Annotated in this window: 12 protein-coding genes; 11 read left to right on the top strand and 1 reads right to left on the bottom strand. The window is 39.1% G+C overall.

The genetic code is table 11. The annotated features are described in order from the left end of the window. Window positions 1–24: 24 nt before the first annotated feature. The 8 genes from H560_RS0108480 to H560_RS0108440 all read left to right on the top strand — a co-directional run bounded on the left by H560_RS0108480 (window position 25) and on the right by H560_RS0108440 (window position 12,213). Window positions 25–2,001 carry an alpha-L-arabinofuranosidase C-terminal domain-containing protein gene (locus H560_RS0108480; protein ID WP_027379643.1) on the top strand — a complete coding sequence of 659 codons (1,977 nt, stop codon included), beginning with the start codon at window positions 25–27 and terminating at the stop codon, window positions 1,999–2,001. A 248-nt stretch (window positions 2,002–2,249) separates the two neighbouring features. After that, the gene (locus H560_RS0108475) at window positions 2,250–3,947 is read left to right on the top strand and encodes a ribulokinase (protein WP_027379642.1); all 1,698 of its coding nucleotides are present in this window, start codon (window positions 2,250–2,252) and stop codon (window positions 3,945–3,947) included. Between the two features lie 404 nt (window positions 3,948–4,351). Beyond that, a complete protein-coding gene (locus tag H560_RS0108465) occupies window positions 4,352–5,050 on the top strand; it encodes an L-ribulose-5-phosphate 4-epimerase (RefSeq protein ID WP_027379641.1) in 699 nt (232 codons plus the stop codon). 117 nt (window positions 5,051–5,167) lie between these two features. After that, entirely contained in the window at window positions 5,168–6,664 is a 1,497-nt protein-coding gene (araA, locus tag H560_RS0108460; protein WP_027379640.1) for an L-arabinose isomerase, read from the top strand. 21 nt (window positions 6,665–6,685) lie between these two features. Continuing rightward, window positions 6,686–7,843, top strand: coding sequence for an aldose epimerase family protein (locus H560_RS0108455; RefSeq protein WP_027379639.1), 1,158 nt, complete (start codon window positions 6,686–6,688; stop codon window positions 7,841–7,843). 3 nt (window positions 7,844–7,846) lie between these two features. Next, window positions 7,847–9,574 carry a sodium:solute symporter family transporter gene (locus H560_RS0108450; protein WP_027379638.1) on the top strand — a complete coding sequence of 576 codons (1,728 nt, stop codon included), beginning with the start codon at window positions 7,847–7,849 and terminating at the stop codon, window positions 9,572–9,574. Between the two features lie 81 nt (window positions 9,575–9,655). Then, window positions 9,656–10,300 (top strand): 3'-5' exonuclease, encoded by a 645-nt coding sequence (locus H560_RS0108445; protein ID WP_027379637.1) that lies wholly within the window; start codon window positions 9,656–9,658, stop codon window positions 10,298–10,300. Window positions 10,301–10,305: 5 nt separating this feature from the next. Continuing rightward, window positions 10,306–12,213, top strand: a complete 1,908-nt coding sequence (locus H560_RS0108440) for a DUF294 nucleotidyltransferase-like domain-containing protein (RefSeq protein WP_027379636.1) — start codon at window positions 10,306–10,308, stop codon at window positions 12,211–12,213. Between the two features lies 1 nt (window position 12,214). Here H560_RS0108440 and H560_RS0108435 read toward each other — a convergent pair whose 3' ends face one another. After that, complete coding sequence (locus H560_RS0108435) at window positions 12,215–12,901, bottom strand: NUDIX hydrolase (RefSeq protein ID WP_027379635.1); 687 nt, start codon at window positions 12,899–12,901, stop codon at window positions 12,215–12,217. Window positions 12,902–13,427: 526 nt separating this feature from the next. Here H560_RS0108435 and H560_RS0108430 point away from each other — a divergent pair. The 3 genes from H560_RS0108430 to H560_RS0108420 are packed head-to-tail and all read left to right on the top strand — an operon-like array spanning window position 13,428 to window position 19,220. Next, a complete protein-coding gene (locus tag H560_RS0108430) occupies window positions 13,428–15,794 on the top strand; it encodes a glycoside hydrolase family 127 protein (RefSeq protein ID WP_027379634.1) in 2,367 nt (788 codons plus the stop codon). Between the two features lie 30 nt (window positions 15,795–15,824). Beyond that, entirely contained in the window at window positions 15,825–17,732 is a 1,908-nt protein-coding gene (locus H560_RS0108425) for a sialate O-acetylesterase (protein WP_081413944.1), read from the top strand. Window positions 17,733–17,765: 33 nt separating this feature from the next. Beyond that, entirely contained in the window at window positions 17,766–19,220 is a 1,455-nt protein-coding gene (locus H560_RS0108420; protein WP_027379632.1) for an MFS transporter, read from the top strand. The last annotated feature ends 27 nt before the right edge of the window (window positions 19,221–19,247 follow it).

Here is a 19,247-nt window from a genome sequence, read left to right as displayed (position 1 = left end):
TGTCTATTTGGACAATAAAAATCTATGAAAACAAAAAATAAAATCTTTACAGGAATACTCTTCTTGAGTGCTGCATTTTTATCAGCCCAAAACAGTGATAAACATATCCTTGAGCTAGACGGAAAATCTACTGGCATCAAAATCCAGCCTACGATGTACGGAATTTTCTTTGAAGACATCAATTTTGCCGCAGACGGAGGAATTTATGCTGAATTAATCAAAAACCGGAGCTTTGAATTTGATGAGCCATTGACAGGCTGGAAACAGCAAAACACGAAAACACTTTCCCATAATCTGGATTCAGGATTTCTTACCATTTATTCAGATGATGCTAAAACCAATAAAAATTATGCGAGAATTACCATAAATAATGATCAAAATTATGTTCTGGAAAATGAAAGTTTCCGCGGGATTGGGCTTCATCAGAACTCCAGATATGATTTCAGTTTTGACCTGGAAAACGTTTCCGGCAACATTTCCGCGCTCAATGCAAGTCTCATAGACGAAAAAGGAGCTGTAATATCTACAGTTCCCGTGCTTGTTAAAGGAAAAGGATGGCAGAAATACACCGCTGTTTTTTCACCTTCAAAAACAGTGGAAAAAGCAAAGTTGAAAATCACTTTTATAGGAAAAGGCGTGGTAAACATGGATATGATTTCCCTTTTTCCGCAAGACACATGGAAAGGAAGAAAAGGCGGCCTGCGAAAAGATTTGGTTCAAAAATTACATGATCTGAAACCCGGATTTCTCCGTTTTCCCGGAGGATGTATTGTAGAAGGAAGAACACTTGCCGAAAGGTATCAGTGGAAAAAAACTTTAGGAAATGTGGCGGACAGAGAATATCTTATCAATAAATGGAGCTCAGGATTTGCCCACAGGCTTACTCCGGATTATTACCAGTCGTTCGGATTGGGGTTTTATGAATATTTTCAGCTTTCCGAAGATCTGGGAGCACAGCCAGTCCCGATTCTAAGCTGCGGAATGGCCTGTCAGTTCAATACAGGCGAATTGGTTCATTTGGAAGAATTAAATCCTTACGTTCAGGATGCATTGGATTTAATTGAGTTTGCAAACGGTGATTCAGCCACAAAATGGGGGGAAATCCGTGCATACATGGGGCACCCGAAACCTTTTAACTTAAAATTTATCGGGGTGGGAAATGAGCAGTGGGGAGAAGATTATATTGAAAGATATAAAATTTTTGAAAAAGCCATTCATGCTAAGTATCCTGACATTAAAATTATTTCCGGAAGCGGACCTTCGCCGGACGGAGAATTTTTCGATTATGGGTGGAAAGAGCTTAAAAAACTCAATGCACAGATTGTAGATGAGCATTATTACAATTCACCGGAATGGTTTACAAAAAATGCCGGAAGATATGATGATTATGACCGTTCTGGGCCTAAGGTTTTTGCAGGGGAATATGCTGCACAATCAGTGGGAGTGGTAAAGCCTGACAATAAAAACAACTGGCAGACCGCACTCTCAGAAGCCGCTTTTATGACGGGATTGGAAAGAAACGCAGATGTGGTAACAATGACTTCTTATGCACCGCTTTTTGCCCATGCAGACGGGTGGCAATGGACTCCGGACCTTATTTGGTTTAATAATCTTCAGTCCTATGCAACCCCAAATTATTATGTTCAGAAACTTTTCTCAAATAATAAAGGAACCGATTTAATCAGAATTTTTGAAAACGGCACGCCTGTAAAGGGTGAAAATCAGCTTTTTGCATCCGCAGTTCAGGACATCAAAAATGGAGAAATCATTATCAAGATGGTTAATACTAATTCTCAGGAAAAATTAATTGAAATCAATCCAAAAAATATAAAACAAGGAAAGAATCTCACTAAAATAACCTTAACAGCATCACAGCTTTCTGCCGAAAATAATTTCCAAGCGGAGAATATAAAACCGGCAGAGGAAAAGTCAGCGTTAAAAAAAGGAAAGATTTCGGTTGTTATCCCAGGTAATTCTTTTGTTGTTTTAAAAATAAAATAATCAAAGTCAACTATTTAAAAATAAAAAATAAAATTAAGTGTGTTTTTTACATTTATTTAAAATAGAATCTTATATTTGTTTTTATCTCTTCAATAAAAAAATTGTGAATTGGTTGAAGCCTGATTAAAAAAGAATCTTTTTTTTCTGATAATTGAGCATAAGCTGTAATATTTAGTTATGGAGATGTCATTTTTAGGGTGGCCGAAAGGTGGTTTAAAATAATTTATAAAAATTAATTATTTACATTAATGAAAAAATATGTTATCGGATTAGATTACGGAACAGATTCTGTCCGTGCAGTCCTGATTGATACGGAAAACGGTGCAGAGCTCGCTACATCTGTAAGCTATTACCAAAGATGGAAAGAAGGAAAATTCTGCCAGCCGGAACAAAATCAGTTCCGCCAGCATCCTTTGGACCATATTGAAGGGTTGCAAAAAACCATTTCCGATGTTGTAAAAGAAAGCGGAGTAACGCCGGAAAGTATTGTCAGTATTTGTATTGACACCACAGGTTCATCACCGCTTCCGGTGAATAAAGATGGCGTTGCCCTGGCTTTGACACCAGGTTTTGAAGAAAATCCCAATGCTATGATGGTGTTGTGGAAAGACCATACTTCCATTAATGAGGCAGAAGAAATTAATGATGTATCAAGAAACTGGGGCGGCGAAGATTACACAAGGTTTGTGGGCGGAATCTACTCATCCGAATGGTTCTGGGCCAAGATTCTTCACATCAATAGAGTTGATCAGAATGTAAAAAATGCAGCTTACAGCTGGATGGAACATTGCGATTATATCACGTTCCTTCTTTCTGATAATCAGGATTTAAAAACATTCAGAAGAAGCCGCTGCGCAGCGGGTCACAAAGCTATGTGGCACGAATCGTGGGACGGGCTTCCTTCAAAAGAATTTCTTGACAGGTTAGATCCTTCTTTGGCTGAACTTCGGGATAGGCTTTATGACAAGACTTATACTTCCGATGAGGTTGCAGGAAATCTAAACCAGGAATGGGCAGAAAAGCTTGGACTCACGACCAATACTGTAATTGCCGTAGGAACTTTCGATGCGCATTCCGGAGCTGTAGGAGCAAAAGTAGAGGAAAATACGCTTATCAGAATTATGGGCACATCAACCTGCGATATTATGGTGGTACCCAACGAAATTATTCAGGACAAAACCGTTAAAGGGATTTGCGGACAGGTAAGCGGTTCGGTTATTCCGGGACTGATGGGGCTTGAAGCAGGTCAGTCGGCGTTTGGGGATCTGTTGGCCTGGTACAAAGACATCCTGATGTGGCCAACTCAAAACATTTTGATGAACTCAAATATCATTGATGAAAATCAAAAACAACTTTTAAAAGAAGAAATAGAACAGAATCTTATCAGGAATCTCACTCTGGAAGCAGAGAAAATCCCTCTTTCTGAAGCAGTTCCCATCGCCCTGGACTGGATCAACGGAAGAAGAACCCCCGATGCCGATCAGGAGCTGAAAGCCGCTATCAGCAACCTTTCACTCGGTACAAAAGCACCGCATATTTTCAAAGCACTGGTGAACGCTATTTGCTTCGGTGCGAAAAAAATAGTCGACCGTTTCGAAGAGGAAGGTGTAAAAATCAAAAAGGTAATTGGAATTGGTGGTGTTGCCAGAAAATCACCATTCATCATGCAGACTTTAGCCAACGTTCTTAATATGCCGATTGTAGTGGCAGCATCAGATCAGGCTCCGGCCTTGGGCGCCGCGATTTATGCAGCAGTGGCGGCAGGAATTTACCCTAATGTTCAGGAAGCAAGCCAGAAAATGGGCTCCGATTTCGAAGCCGAATATTTCCCGCAGGCAGATCAGGTGGAGAAATATGCAGAACTGATGGGGCAATATCAGATTCTTGCCGATTTTACAGAACATAATACCAAATCAAAGAAGAAGTCGACCGTTGACAGTTTATAGTTGATAGAAATTTTAACCAGGATTTGATAGCTCCGTAGGAGAGCACTGTTAATAGCCAAATATAATTGTCCATACACACCAAGCCTCGTAGAGGCGACCTGTTAAATAGATTATAGTACAAAAACTAACGATTAAAATTTTTATGGCAGCTATATCCGTCTTCCGCTCCCAATCTTTTTTGCCTATGCTTTTGCCAATGCAAAAAAAGGATTTCCGCTCAAGCCGGGCTGCAGGTGATTCGCTGGAAAGCCTTGTCAAGGTTTTAAACCTTGACAAGGCTGACGAAAGTCTATTGCTAATTTAGGACGAAACAAAAGATAAAAGAATCACACCCCAGGCTGAAGCTTGAAGCAAAGATTCTAATCTTCAATTTTTAAATCTTTCAATCATTTAATAAAAACAAAATGAGCATATATAAAGAACTACAGAGAGAATGTTACGAGGCCAACATGCTGCTTGATGCATTGAAGCTTGTAGTGTACACATTCGGGAACGTAAGTGCCGTAGACCGGGAAAAAGGAATTTTTGCCATCAAGCCGAGCGGTGTTCCGTACGAGGTTTTAAAGCCGGAAGACATTGTAATTTTAGATTATGATGCCAATGTAGTGGAAGGAAAGTTAAGGCCTTCCTCAGACACCAAAACTCATGCTTATCTTTATAAGAACTGGGAAAATATCGGTGGGATTTCTCATACGCACGCTACTTATTCTGTGGCGTGGGCGCAGGCTCAGCTGGATATTCCTATTTTCGGAACGACACATGCGGATCATCTGACGACAGATATTCCCTGTGCACCCCCGATGCGTGATGAATTAATCGAAGGAAACTACGAATACAATACCGGAATCCAGATTCTTGACTGCTTTAAAGAAAAAAAACTCTCTTACGAAGAAGTGGAAATGGTTCTTATCGGAAATCACGGACCGTTTACCTGGGGAAAAAATGCTGATAAAGCAGTTTATAACAGTAAAGTACTGGAAACCATCGCGGAAATGGCCTATCTCACCAGACAAATCAACCCAAATGCACCACGTTTGAAAGATTCTCTAGTAAAAAAACATTACGAACGTAAACACGGCAAAAATGCCTATTACGGACAGTAAAAAAGAAATCAAATTTTAAAAAATGAGTTACCAAGCAGAACCCGAAGGGTTCAATATCAATAGCCACAGGTAAAACCTGTGAAAAAAATAAAACAATAATTTATCAATTATAAAAAGATGTTAACACCCCTCAATACAAAAGAAATCTGGTTCATCACCGGAAGCCAGCATTTATACGGCCCTGAAACATTAGCTCAGGTTGCCGAACATTCAGCGAAAATTGTTGAAGCTTTAAATGCTTCCTCACAAATTCCTGTTAAGGTTGTTGTAAAGCCAACTGTAAAAACTACAGAAGAAATTTTTGAAACACTTACCGCCGCCAATTTTGCAAAAGACTGCATCGGAATTGTTACCTGGATGCACACATTTTCACCTGCAAAAATGTGGATTCGCGGACTGACCGCTTTGCAAAAACCAATGCTGCATCTTCACACACAGTTCAATCAGGACATTCCCTGGTCTACGATGGATATGGATTTTATGAATCTGAATCAGGCGGCGCACGGCGACCGTGAATTTGGTTTTATGGTAAGCCGTCTTCGTAAAAACAGGAAAGTAGTTGTAGGGCATTGGGCGGAAGAAAGAGTTCAGAAACAAATCGGAGACTGGAGCCGTGTTGCAGCAGGCTGGGATGATTGGCAGGGAGCTAAATTCGCCCGTTTCGGTGATAGTATGAGATATGTTGCTGTTACGGATGGCGACAAAGTAGAAGCAGAAACAAAGTTTGGATTTTCTGTAAATACTTGGGGAATCGGAGATTTAGTAAGTGTTGTCAATTCCATAGGCGATGGCGAAGTAAAAACGCTAATAGAAGAATATGAGACATCTTACAGAATGGCCGAATCCCTTCTTTCAGGCGGAAACAACAGGAAATCTCTTGAAACTGCTGCCAGAATAGAATTAGGATTGGAAAAATTCCTGAAAGACGGAAATTTTAAAGGCTTTTCAGATACTTTTGAAGATCTTCACGGTCTGGAACAGCTTCCGGGAATTGCTGTTCAGAGGCTTATGGAAAAAGGATACGGTTTTGCCGGAGAAGGCGATTGGAAGACGGCTGCACTTGTTCGTGCCATGAAAACAATGGGGCAAGGTCTGGAAGGCGGAAATGCTTTTATGGAAGATTATACCTATCATCTCAATCCTTCAAATCCTTCAGTTTTAGGGTCCCACATGCTGGAAGTTGATCCCGTTTTGGCGGCTGATAAACCCTCGTGCGAAATTCATCCGTTGGGAATTGGTGGTAAAGCAGATCCTGTTCGTCTTGTTTTTAATTCAAGAGGAAATATTGATTCTTTGAATGCAGCGCTTATGGACTTCGGAAATCATTTCAGATTATTAATCAATAAAACTAAAGCACTGGAAATCACCGAGGAATTGCCAAAACTTCCTGTGGCAAGAGTTCTCTGGAAGCCGCTTCCTGATTTGTACACGGCTGCAGAAGCATGGATCCTCGCAGGCGGAGCACATCACACATGCTACAGTGAAAATATCAGCGCAGAACAGCTGGAAGATTTTGCAGAAATAGCGGGTATTGAGTCATTGGTTATTGATGAAGATACAAAAATCCGTGATTTTAAGAATACACTTAGGTGGAATGAAATCTATTATCGTTAAACTTGCAAAATCATTTAAACTATGAAAAAAATAAGTTATAACCTGATTATTATTGCACTTTTATGTATTTTCGGGTGCAGTAAAAAAGAAAATAATAATCAGAGCCAAAAAGAGAATATGGAAAACATACAGGTTTCAGACTACGGAGTAACAGCAAAAGGCGATTCTATTAAAAAATATACCCTCACCAACAAAAACGGAATGAAGGTGGAAATCATCAACTTCGGTGGAATTATCACTTCATTGACAGCACCCGACAAAAACGGGAAATATGAAGATGTTGTTCTGGGTTTTACAAAACCTGAAGATTATTTCAACGGAAATCCTTACTATTTCGGAGCATTGATCGGACGTTACGGGAATAGAATTGCCAATGCAAAGTTTGCTTTGGAGGGAAAAACTTTTGATATTGATAAAAATGACGGGCCAAACAGCCTCCATGGTGGAAAAGAAGGTTTTCATACCAAATTCTGGAACATAGAACCTGTAAAAGATGCTCAATTTCCAACATTGAAGCTTACTTATACAAGTGAAGACGGAGAAGAAGGCTATCCTGGAAAACTAATAACAACAGTTTTTTATACCTTAACCGACGATGATGCTTTGGAAATTTCTTACGAAGCCATTACGGATAAAGCAACAGTGGTGAATCTTACCCAGCATTCTTATTTTAACCTTTCGGGAAATTTTACAAAAACCATTACCGACCACGAATTACAAATTAATGCAGACCAGTTTTTACCTGTAAATGAAACGCTGATTCCTACCGGTGAGCAAAAAGCAGTAAAGGGAAGTCCGTTTGATTTCACAGTTTCAAAACCAATCGGAAAAGACATCAATGCAGCAGATGATCAGTTAAAAAAAGGAAAAGGTTATGATCACAACTGGATTCTGAACGGATCAGGATTGAGAAGCATTGCAAAAGTATATCATCCTGAATCAGGAAGAATAATGGAAGTTTTGACAGATCAGCCGGGTGTTCAATTCTATTCCGGAAATTTTCTTGATGGAAAATTTGATACTAAAACCGGAGGCAAAAATGAATTTCGAACAGGCTTTTGTCTTGAGACCCAGCATTTCCCGGACTCTCCGAATCAGCCTTCATTTCCTTCAACAGAGCTGAAGCCGGGACAGAAATACCAAACTAAAACAATTTATAAATTCTCAGTTAAAAAATAAATTATGGGAAACTTAGCGACTATTGATATCATCATATTTCTTATCTATTTTGTGGTGGTAGCCGGTTACGGAATTTGGATTTACAATAAGAAAAAATCCGCTGCTACAGGCAGTAAAGATTATTTTCTGGCAGAAGGATCGCTCACCTGGTGGGCTATTGGTGCCAGTTTGATCGCATCCAACATTTCGGCAGAACAGTTTATCGGGATGAGCGGGGAAGGCTTTTTCGTGGGAATTGCCGTGGCAGCTTACGAATGGCTTGCAGCAATTGCGCTGATCATCATTGCGGTTTGGTTTATTCCGATTTACCTTAAAAATAAGATTTATACGATGCCGCAGTTCCTTGAAACCCGTTATAATAAATCGGTTTCTCTGATTATGGCAATTTTCTGGTTGTTTCTTTATGTGATTGTAAATTTAACTTCAATTCTGTATCTGGGTGCCTTGGCTATCGATACCCTTTTGGGTGGAGATAATCTTCACATTATCATGATCGGATTGCTTCTGATGGCTTTGCTGATTGGTTTAGGCGGGATGAAGGTAATCGGTTACACTGACGTGATTCAGGTGGCAGTTTTGATTATCGGTGGCTTTGCAACGGTTTATATGGCTTTGCAAATTGTAGATCAAAGAATCAACGGAGCGGCGGTAGGAAATGCTTTTGCAGGCTTCCATACTTTAATAAATGAAGCGCCACAGCATTTTAAGCTAATTCTTGATAAGCCAGCTACCACTACCACAACTCTGGCAATGCCGGAAAATCTGAATGTTCAGAAATATGTGGTTCTACCGGGTCTGGCGATGTATTTTGCAGGCCAATGGATTGTAAACCTGAATTATTGGGGATGTAACCAATACATTACTCAGCGGGCTTTGGGAGCTGATTTAAAAACAGCAAGAACCGGGATTTTATTCGCCGGATTTTTGAAATTATTTATGCCGATTATCGTGATGCTTCCGGGAATTGCGGCTTATGTTTTATATACTAAAGGCCATCTTCCTGGCTTCAACGGAGTAAAAGACGGTTCTTATTCAGCGATTTTAGGCTTTTTACCGACAGGGCTTAAAGGTCTTGCCGTAGCAGCTTTGACGGCGGCAATTGTTGCTTCTTTGGCGGGAAAGGTAAACAGTATTTCCACCATTTTTACTTTGGATATTTACAAAAAATATTTAAAGCCAGATGCTACTGAAATCCAGATGGTAAGAACGGGCCGCTGGGCAATTATTATCGCAATGTTTGTGGCTTTGGCATTTACCTGGACCGATGTTTTGGGTATTGGAGGAGAGGGTGGTTTCACCTTTATTCAGAAATATACAGGATTTATCAGCCCGGGTGTTTTTGCGATGTTCCTTTTGGGAATGTTCTGGAAAAGAACTACTGGATCCGCAGCTTTGGTAGGTGTTCTTCTAGGCTTTTTACTGGCTATTTTCTTCAACAGTTTTGCAGTAGATATTTTTGGAAAAGAAACATGGCTGTACACTGCTTTCACGTATGAAAAATTAGAAAACGGCGTTGTTCATACCATTACGGAAATTCCGTTTTTGATTAATATGGGCTGGTCATTCTTTTTCACTGTTGTTGTGATGGTTTTGATAAGTTTAGCAGGTCCGAAAGTAAATCCGAAAGCTTTCGCCATAGATTCTACAATGTTTAAAGTAGATTCCAGAACGTTAACAATGATTGTAGTTACGGTTCTTTTGCTTACAGCACTTTATGTGAGATTCTGGTAATTTTAAAAATAAGTAAAATAGGATGTCGTAGGGCATCCTATTTTTTGTTTTAATCCCCAACATTTTGTAATTTTAATAAGTTTGAAAAAATACCTCCTCTTCATCGACACAGAAACAACCGCAATTCCAAAACGCTGGGATTTGCCCTATTCTGAAACGGATAACTGGCCTTCAGCAGTTCAGGTGTCTTGGATTTTGTACGATGAAACCGGAAATGAGATTAAGCGGGAGAATTTTTATATTGATGTTGAAGGTTTGAAAATAAGTGCTGGATCATTTAAAGTTCATGGAATCAGTAAGGAATTTTTAAGTAAAAACGGTCATTCCCGAGCTTTTGTTCTTAAAAAACTTTCAAATGATATTCAGGCGTATAATCCACTGATTACAGGGCATTTCACAGAATTTGATATCCATACGCTGAGTTGCGATTATTACAGAGCAGGTTTGGAAAACCCTTTCTTGGAAAGCCATTTCTACTGCACAATGCTGAAAAGCACAGATTATGTTTTGAATCCTCAGGCAGATTATCTGCGTCTGCCCCAGCTCTATGATTTTCTGTTTAATGAAAAAATGGAACCCTCTCACGATGCCATGATTGATGCGGAAATGACCGCAAAATGTTTTTTTGAAATTCGTAAGCGGGGAGAAATTTCAGACGGTGAGTTTCAATATATCAATCATGAAATTGAATCAAAATTGAAGTTTTTTAACAGTAAAATGAAATAAGGAGCATGGAAGAAAAAGTTATTTCATTATTAAAAATTACAGAGCCATTTCATCTCTTACCGGAAACGGTTCTTGAAGAGATTTCTGAAACCCTAACAAAAACAGAGTTTTCAAAAGATACGTTAGTTTACCGTCAGGAAGTTACTGAGATGAAAGGGGTAGACATAATATCTGAGGGAGAATATGAAACCTTCTTTTTCGATGCGGCAGAAAATAAAAGATGTCTAACCAGGCATCATTCTCCTTATTGTTTTGGCGGAATGTCCGTGGTGCTCAACAGAGTCCGGGCCCTGAAATCTGCCATAGCTAAAAAAGGAACCGTAGTATACACTTTGCCTAAAAAGGAGTTTTATGAATTATGCAATGCCTACGAAGACTTTTTTCACTATTTTACTTCAGATTTTGGAAAGAAAATGCTGGATGAGGAATTTTCTCATTTTGTAAAAACACCCGCCACTTTTGAGGAAAGTTATTTTGCAGCAGACCAGCTGTATTCAAGGAAAATTGAAGGAATTGCCTACAAAAGCATTGTTTCGTGTGAAGAAAGTACTCCTGTATTTGAAGCTGCTAAAATGATGGCGGAGAATAAGGTAAGCTGTATTTTTATTGAAAAATCAGGAAGTGCTGAAATTATTGGTTATGCTACAGATATCACATTGCGGGATAACGTCATTTCCCGTCGTCTGGATGCAGGAATAGCCATTTCAGAGGTAATGGATAATCCTATTGTAAGTATTTCGAGTGATACTTATTTGTATGAAGCCGTTCTGATGATGTTCAAAACCAAATCAAGGTATCTTTTAGTAAAAAATAAAGATGAATATGTAGGCTTTTTGAGCAGAAACCGCTTACTGAGTGAGCAGGCACAGAGTCCTTTGGTTTTTATCCAGTCTGTGAAGCAGGCAGAAAATACGGAAGAGCTCCGAAAAAAATGGAATCAGGTTCCGGATATTATCAATCAGCTTTTGGGAAGGGGAGTGCACGGCGAAATTGCCAGCCAGGTAATCACTACGATTGCCGACACCATTACCGTAAAAGTCATCGAGAAAGTCATAAAGGAAATAGGAAAGCCGCCTGCAAAATTTGCCTTCATTGTCACCGGAAGCGAAGGCAGAAAAGAACAGACGCTGAGTACGGATCAGGATAACGGGATTATTTATGAAGACAAAGCCAATGAGCATCGGGAAATGGTAAGAGAATATTTTCTGGATTTTGCCAAAAAAGTTTCTGATGATCTTAATACCATCGGTTTTGAATACTGCAAAGGTGGTTTTATGGCAAGCAACCCAAAATGGACCCATTCTCTTTCTCACTGGAAGAGAAACTATAGCCAATGGATAGAGGAATCCGTACCGGAAAGCGCTATGAAGTTTTCTACATTTTTTGATTTTCGTTTTATTTACGGCGATGAAAATATCGTTCGTGAACTGAAGATTTTTATCAAGGAAAAATTGGTTTCGCCTAATCAGCTTTTCTTTACACATATTGCAAAAAACGCCTTGCAGTACGAACCTCCGCTGACTTTCTTTAAAAAGATTAAAACGCAGACCATCGGGAAATCCGAAGTTTTTGATATTAAAACGGCAATGTCCCCGATTGTAGACCTTGTCCGTGTGTATGCCCTGAAAAATCTGCTGGAAATAGAAAATACAGGAGAACGAATGAAAAAACTGACTGAAATTGGAGTTTTCACGCAGCAGCAGTATAACGAAATGCACCAGTCTTACTATTATCTGATGGCGCTAAGGCTTAAAAATCAGGCAAATCAAATCAATATTGATAAAAAAAATCCGGATAATTATATTGAAATCAGCAAGCTGACCAAAATTGAAAGAGTGACTTTAATTGAAATCTTTAAGACCATTGCTAATTTTCAGCTGGGAATCAAAGTGAAGTTTACCGGAAGCTTCTAGTTTAGATCCTGAACATAAATCCTTCCGAGATTTTCCTCTTATATTTTTTTTCGTCAAAAGTATAGAGAAAAGATCCTTTTTTAGAAGAGCTCATATCTTTTTCATTGGTTTTTACCAGAACATCCAATGCATTGATTTTGCTGGTGAAATTCCGCTTGTCATATTTTTCATCAAAAATAGCCTCGTACAGATTCTGGAGGTCTTTCATGGTGAATTTTTCGGGCAAAAGCTCAAACCCGATAGGTCTTGTAGCAGCTCTTCTTCTCAATCTCAGGACGGCATCCTTTACCATCGCGTTGTGATCAAAAATAAGATCAGGACGGTCTTTCAGATCAAACCATTTCGCGCTGTATTTTTCATTGATTTGAATATTATCCTGGATGTTGATTAAAGCATAATAGGAAATAGACATGATCCTGGCTGTCGGCTCACGGTCAATTTCAGTGTAGGTATTCAGCTGTTCGAGATAGATGTTTTCCAGCCCGGTCAATGCATTCAAAACACGATTAGCGGCCTGATCAGAACTTTCTTTATCATCAATAAACCCACCCATCAAAGACCATTCTCCTTTTCGGGGTTCAAAATTTCTTTGTACAAGAAGAATTTTCAGATTTTCACCGTCAAAACCGAAAATTATACAGTCTACAGCTACAAAATGTTTAGGATAATTAAGATAATTTTCTTCCATCAAAAATGATTTTATACAAAGTTAATTTTTTTAAGGAAGATTATAATATGAAATTCAAATAAATGTAAAATAAACACTTTATTTTTTCTTACCCTTGCATTTTTTGAATATTTGATGGTTTCAATTAGACTTTTGGGGAATTTTTTTCATCATTTCCAAGATTTTTTTGTCTAAATTACCATGAATGCTATATGAATACAATGTTAAAATTATGTTAAAATTTCATTCCTGAATTAATCAGGAATTTTTCTGGACATATTATTTAAAATACGATAAGTCCGGATGTCAGTTTTTATGACCTCTTACAAATAGACGATATTCATTTTGATAATGACTAAATTACATTTATCGGATTGATATTCTACTGTTTGCCTATTCTTGTTTTTTATGATAAGCTTACGGTTTTTGAAGAATTTTTTTTCGGTCTGAAAATGTTTTCTCAGTAGAACTTATTCCCGGATTGTGAAAATTGTTTGCTATCTGAATACTTTCTTTTATTTTAGAAATGTAGAATTAACATTTATTAATGAATAAAAAACCTCTCATATTACTTTTATGCTTTACTTCTTTCGCTTTTGGGCAGGTACGGAAAAATGTCAGCTACTTTCCGCTTAACAAAGTTCATCTATCCGAAAGTGTTTTCAGCAGGGCAATGCAGACAGACGAAAAATACATCCTGTCGATGGATGCAGACCGGCTTCTCGCACCCTATCTGAAAGAAGCCGGATTAAAGCCAAAAAAGGAAAATTACCCTAACTGGGAAAATACAGGATTGGACGGGCATATCGGCGGGCATTACATTTCCGCTTTAGCCTTGATGTATGCTTCCACAGGCGATACAAAAATCAAGCAACGGCTGGATTATATGATTGATGAACTGGAACGCTGCCAGGATCTTTCAGGAGGCGGCTACCTTTCCGGTGTCCCGAACGGAAAAAAAGTATGGAAGGAAATTGCTGATGGAAATATCCGTGCTGCAACTTTTGGTTTGAATGACCGTTGGGTTCCTTTGTATAATATTCACAAAATATATTCAGGGCTGCGGGATGCCTATTGGTATGCAGGCAGTGAAAAAGCAAAAAAAATGCTGATAAAACTTACGGATTGGATGGCAGATGAAGTCTCCGGACTTTCCGATGAGCAGATTCAGGATATGCTTCGCAGTGAGCACGGCGGTCTGAATGAAGTTTTTGCAGACGTTTACGATATTACAAAAAATCCGAAATATCTGAAGCTGGCGCACCGCTTTTCTCATCTTACCATTTTAAATCCATTATTAAACGGGGAAGACAAGCTCACGGGAATTCACGCCAATACGCAGATTCCTAAAGTAATCGGTTTTAAGAGAATTGCAGATTTAGAAGGTAATAAAGAATGGAGCAATGCTGCAGACTTTTTCTGGACGAATGTTACCCAAAAAAGATCAGCGGTTATCGGGGGAAACAGTGTGAGTGAGCATTTCAATCCTACCAATGATTTCAGCGGAATGATTAAAAGTATTGAAGGCCCGGAAACCTGCAATACCTATAATATGCTGAAGCTTTCCAAAGAATTATATGCAACAAACCCAAAGTCATCTTACATAGATTATTACGAAAGAGCTTTATATAATCATATTCTTTCCACGCAAAATCCTGAGAAAGGTGGTTTTGTATATTTTACACCGATGCGTCCCGGCCATTACAGGGTGTATTCCCAGCCGGAAACAAGCTTTTGGTGCTGTGTAGGTTCCGGGATGGAAAATCACGCAAAATATGGTGAAATGATTTACGCTTATTCAGATGAAGATCTGTATGTGAATCTCTTCATCCCTTCTATTTTAAAATGGTCTGAAAAGAAACTGGTTCTGAGACAGGAGAATAATTTCCCGGAATCGGGCTCAACAAAATTGATTTTTGATGTCGCTTCAAAATCAGACATAAATTTAAAGCTAAGAGCACCGGAATGGTCAGATCAATCTCAAATTATAATTTCAATAAATGGTAAAAATATAAATGTAAAACCTGATGCTGAAGGTTATTTTTCAATCAAAAGAAAATGGAAAAAAGGTGACGCTGTGGAAATGAAAATGCCTATGCACCTTTCTGCGGAACAGCTTCCGGATCATTCGGATTATTTTGCCTTTAAATATGGCCCGATTGTTTTGGCTGCAAAATATGGAAAAGAAAATCAGGACGGACTTTTCGCCGATGACAGCAGAGGCGGGCACATTGCACACGGGCCGCAGATTCCTTTGAATGAAATTCCGACTATTTTGGGAAGTTCTTCTTCGGTTTTAAGTCATTTGGAAACGGTTAAAGGAAAAGATTTTACATTCAGATTAACAGGCTTGTATCCGCAGAATAAATTCAGCAGCGGGTTAGAACTCGTTCCTTTCTATAAAATTCAGGAAGAACGTTACATCATTTATTTCCCGCAGGCCAGCCAGGATAAAATTGAAACCATTCAGACGCAAAAAGCCAAAGAAGAGGAGGAAATCAGAAGGCTGGACAAAATCACAGCAGACAAAATCCAGCTGGGTGAGCAGCAGCCGGAGTCAGACCATTTCATCGACAGCAAAGATTCCAATACAGGCTATATGGAAGACCGCCATTTCCGTGAGGCAAAAGGCTGGTTCAGCTGCCGGATGAGAAACAAAGATAAAAATGCAAAATATCTTTATCTTCTTTATTTTGATGCCAATAACAATCGGACTTTAAATGCAGAAATCAATGGAGTAAAAGTTTTTGCTAAAACTTTCGAAGGAAAATCAGGCAGTTCTCCGCAGTCTTTATTAATTCCAGTTCCTCAATCAGAAGCCCGTAAGGAAATCCTTAATGTAAAGTTTAATTCAGATGAAAAATCTCTTACACCAAAAATTATTGAAGTGAGATTAATGACTCAAACCCCATAAAATTAAACAGGCTGATTAAAAAATTAAACCATGAACAATAAACTCAACAAAATTTCAAGCTTAATTCTCTGTCTATTCTGCATTTTCATTAATGCGAAAATTACACTTCCGGCATTGGTTTCAGACGGAATGGTTTTGCAGCGTGAACAAAAGCTGAATGTTTGGGGAAAAGCTGATGCAGGGGAAAAAGTGGAAATAACGTTCCTCAACAAAAAATATAATACAGCTGCAGACCAGAACGGAAACTGGAAAATCACCCTTCCTGAGCAGAAAGCAGGAGGTCCTTATACAATGACCATCAATGAAATTACATTGAAAGATATTCTAATAGGGGATGTCTGGCTGGCTTCCGGACAATCCAATATGGAACTTCCCATGCGCAGACTGACACCACTTTATGCCAATGAAATTAAGAAGGCAAATAACCAGAATATCAGATTTTTCACAGTTCCTCAAAAGTATAATTTTAAATCACCTCAAACGGAGCTTGAAGGTGGCAAATGGGAGGCTACAAATCCTCAGACTATTCTTAATTTTTCAGGAGTTGCTTATTTTTTTGCAAAAGAGCTGAGTGAGAAAAACCATGTTGCTGTCGGCATTATCAATGCAAGTTTAGGCGGTTCCCCGGTTCAGGCGTGGATGGATGAAAATTCACTGAAAAAATATCCTGAATATCAGGATGAGGCCAAAAAATGGCAGAATGATGAGCTGATAAGATCCACAGAATCTTCAGAACAGGCAGTGGGTAAAGCCTGGTATGCAGAACTCGACCAAAGCGATATCGGATTAAACCAGCATTGGGAAAGTTTTGATTTAAATGATTCCGATTGGAAAACAATGCAGATTCCGGGTTCCTGGGAAGATAAAGAAGGTTCTTTTGAAGGAGTAATCTGGTTCAGAAAAGAAATTAATTTAACTAAAAATCAGGCAGGAAAAGCGGCTTTTTTAAATTTAGGAAGAATAAAAGATGCCGATGTTACCTATATTAATGGAAAAAAAGTAGGAAATGTAACCTATGAATATCCGCCCCGCTGGTACGATATTCCGGCCGGTGTTTTGAAGGAAGGAAAAAATGTGATTGCCGTGAGAATTACCAACGGAAGCGGAAAAGGACAATTCATCGCCGACAAGCCTTACTACCTTGAAATTGACGGAAATAAAATCGATTTAAAAACCGAGTGGAAATATAAAATCGGAGTCAAAATGGAAAGAATGGCTCCCGGACAAACCTTCATCAGATGGAAACCAACCGGATTATACAACGGGATGATTCATCCGCTTATTAATTACAAAATTAAAGGAGCGATTTGGTATCAGGGCGAAAGCAATACCGGAAAACCAAAAGAATACGGAGATTTGCTGACCACAATGATTAACGATTGGCGAAACAAATGGAACCAGAAAGATTTACCTTTCTTTACCGCACAACTTGCGAATTTTATGGAACCCAAAGAACAGCCTGTAGAAAGTAATTGGGCAGAACTCAGAGACCAGCAGCGGCAGGTTTCACTGAAAGTTCCGAATACGGGGCTTGCCGTGATCATCGATATAGGAGAGTGGAATGATATTCATCCTTTAAACAAGAAAACAGTGGGAGACAGGCTGGCTTTGCAGGCATTGAAAGTTGCATACAAAAAAGATATCATCGCAGACGGACCTGTTTACCAATCAATGAAAATTGAAGGAAATAAAATTGTTCTGTCATTTAAAAGCGGGACTGATGATTTTGCACCTGTTTCAGAGCTGAAAGGCTTTGCCATTAAAGGAAAAGACGGAAGATACGAGTGGGCAAAAGCAAAAATCCAGGGTAAAAATATTGTTGTCTGGAACGACAGTGTAAAAGATCCGTCCTCAGTCCGCTACGACTGGGCAGACAATCCGGACGGCAATCTGAAAAATAAATCAGGACTTCCCGCATCGCCTTTCACAACGGAATAATCAATTATCATTTATCAATTATAAATTACTAAAATGAACAATTCATCCCAAAAAATATCTGTCGTTGAAAAAGTAGGCTACAGTTTAGGAGATCTGGCGGCCAACCTTGTCTTCCAGACGCTCGTGACTTATCTGGCGTACTTTTACACCGATATTTATGGATTAAAAGCAGAAGACGCCTCCATCATCACGCTCACTGTTGGCCTGATTGCCGGTTTTGGCTTCAATCCACTTGTTGGCGCACTGGCAGACAGAACCCGCACAAAATGGGGAAAATTCCGTCCGTGGATTCTGCTTTCTGCCATTCCGTTGGGTGCGGCGGCACTCTTCGCTTTCAGTACACCCGATTTTTCATATCAGGGAAAAATGATATATGCAGCAGTTACATACTCATTGCTGCTGTTGCTTTATGCGGCCAATAACTTACCTTATGCAGCTTTAAGCGGCGTTATCACGGGAGATATGGGAGAAAGAAACAGTATTTCATCATACCGTTTTGTGGCTGTGATGTTTGCGCAGTTTTTTGTACAGGTTTTTATGCTTCCGATTATTTTATCTGCAGGACATGGTGACAAAGCTGCCGGAATCGAGGTGGTGATGACCTGGCTTGCTATTATAGGAACGGTAATGCTGCTCATCACATTTTTTACCACCAAAGAAAGAGTGATCCCAAAACCTGAACAGGAATCAACGCTGGGTGCAGATTTAAAAGATTTAAAGAAAAATAAGCCATGGATTATCATGCTGACTGTTACGGCTCTGATTTTCATTACATTAGCAATGAAAGGCGGTTCGTATGTCTATTATTTTAACAATTATGTAGACGAAGCTTCATTGCGGCAATTTATATCGCCTATTACGGATTTCTTCAATTCCATCGGGATGAATTTCTTCGGGGAAGACCCTCGTTCAGCAGGTTTCGGACTCTTCAATGCAGGCGGGATCATTATGATGATCATTGGGATTACTTTTTCCAAAAGATTTGCCGACAAATATGGTAAAAGAGACGCATTCATCGCTTCACTCTTTATTTCAACATTATTTGTTTTAGCATTCATATTTTATCCTCCAAAATCAGTAGGATTGATGTTTTTATCCCAGATTCTACACGGTTTTTTCTATGGAATCGGAACGCCGCTGCTTTGGGCAATGATTGCGGATGTTGCCGATTATTCGGAATGGAAAAACAACAGGCGGGCGACGGCTATTATTTTCTCGGCAATGATGGTCGGTTTAAAAGTTGGTTTAAGCATCGGAAGCTCATTAGTAGCCTATATCATCGGTCAGTACGGTTATATTTCTTCCGAAGGGACGGTGAATGTTTTACAGCCGGAAACCGTTTCAACAGGCGCAAAAATGCTGGTCAGCGTATTTCCTTCCATTCCGTTCTTTTTAGCGTGCGGCCTTCTTATGTTCTACGAAATCAATAAAAAGATGGAAATTAAAATAGAGCAGGATCTCAAAGAAAGAAGAAAAGCAAAAGATTAATGAAATAATGAATTTGGGCAGCTATTT

Origin of the sequence: Chryseobacterium daeguense DSM 19388, from assembly GCF_000430825.1 — a bacterium.
In the GTDB taxonomy this organism is placed as follows: Bacteria; Bacteroidota; Bacteroidia; order Flavobacteriales; family Weeksellaceae; genus Chryseobacterium; species Chryseobacterium daeguense.
Note: the sequence above shows the minus strand (reverse complement) of the source record. Positions and strands in the feature narration are given on the sequence as shown.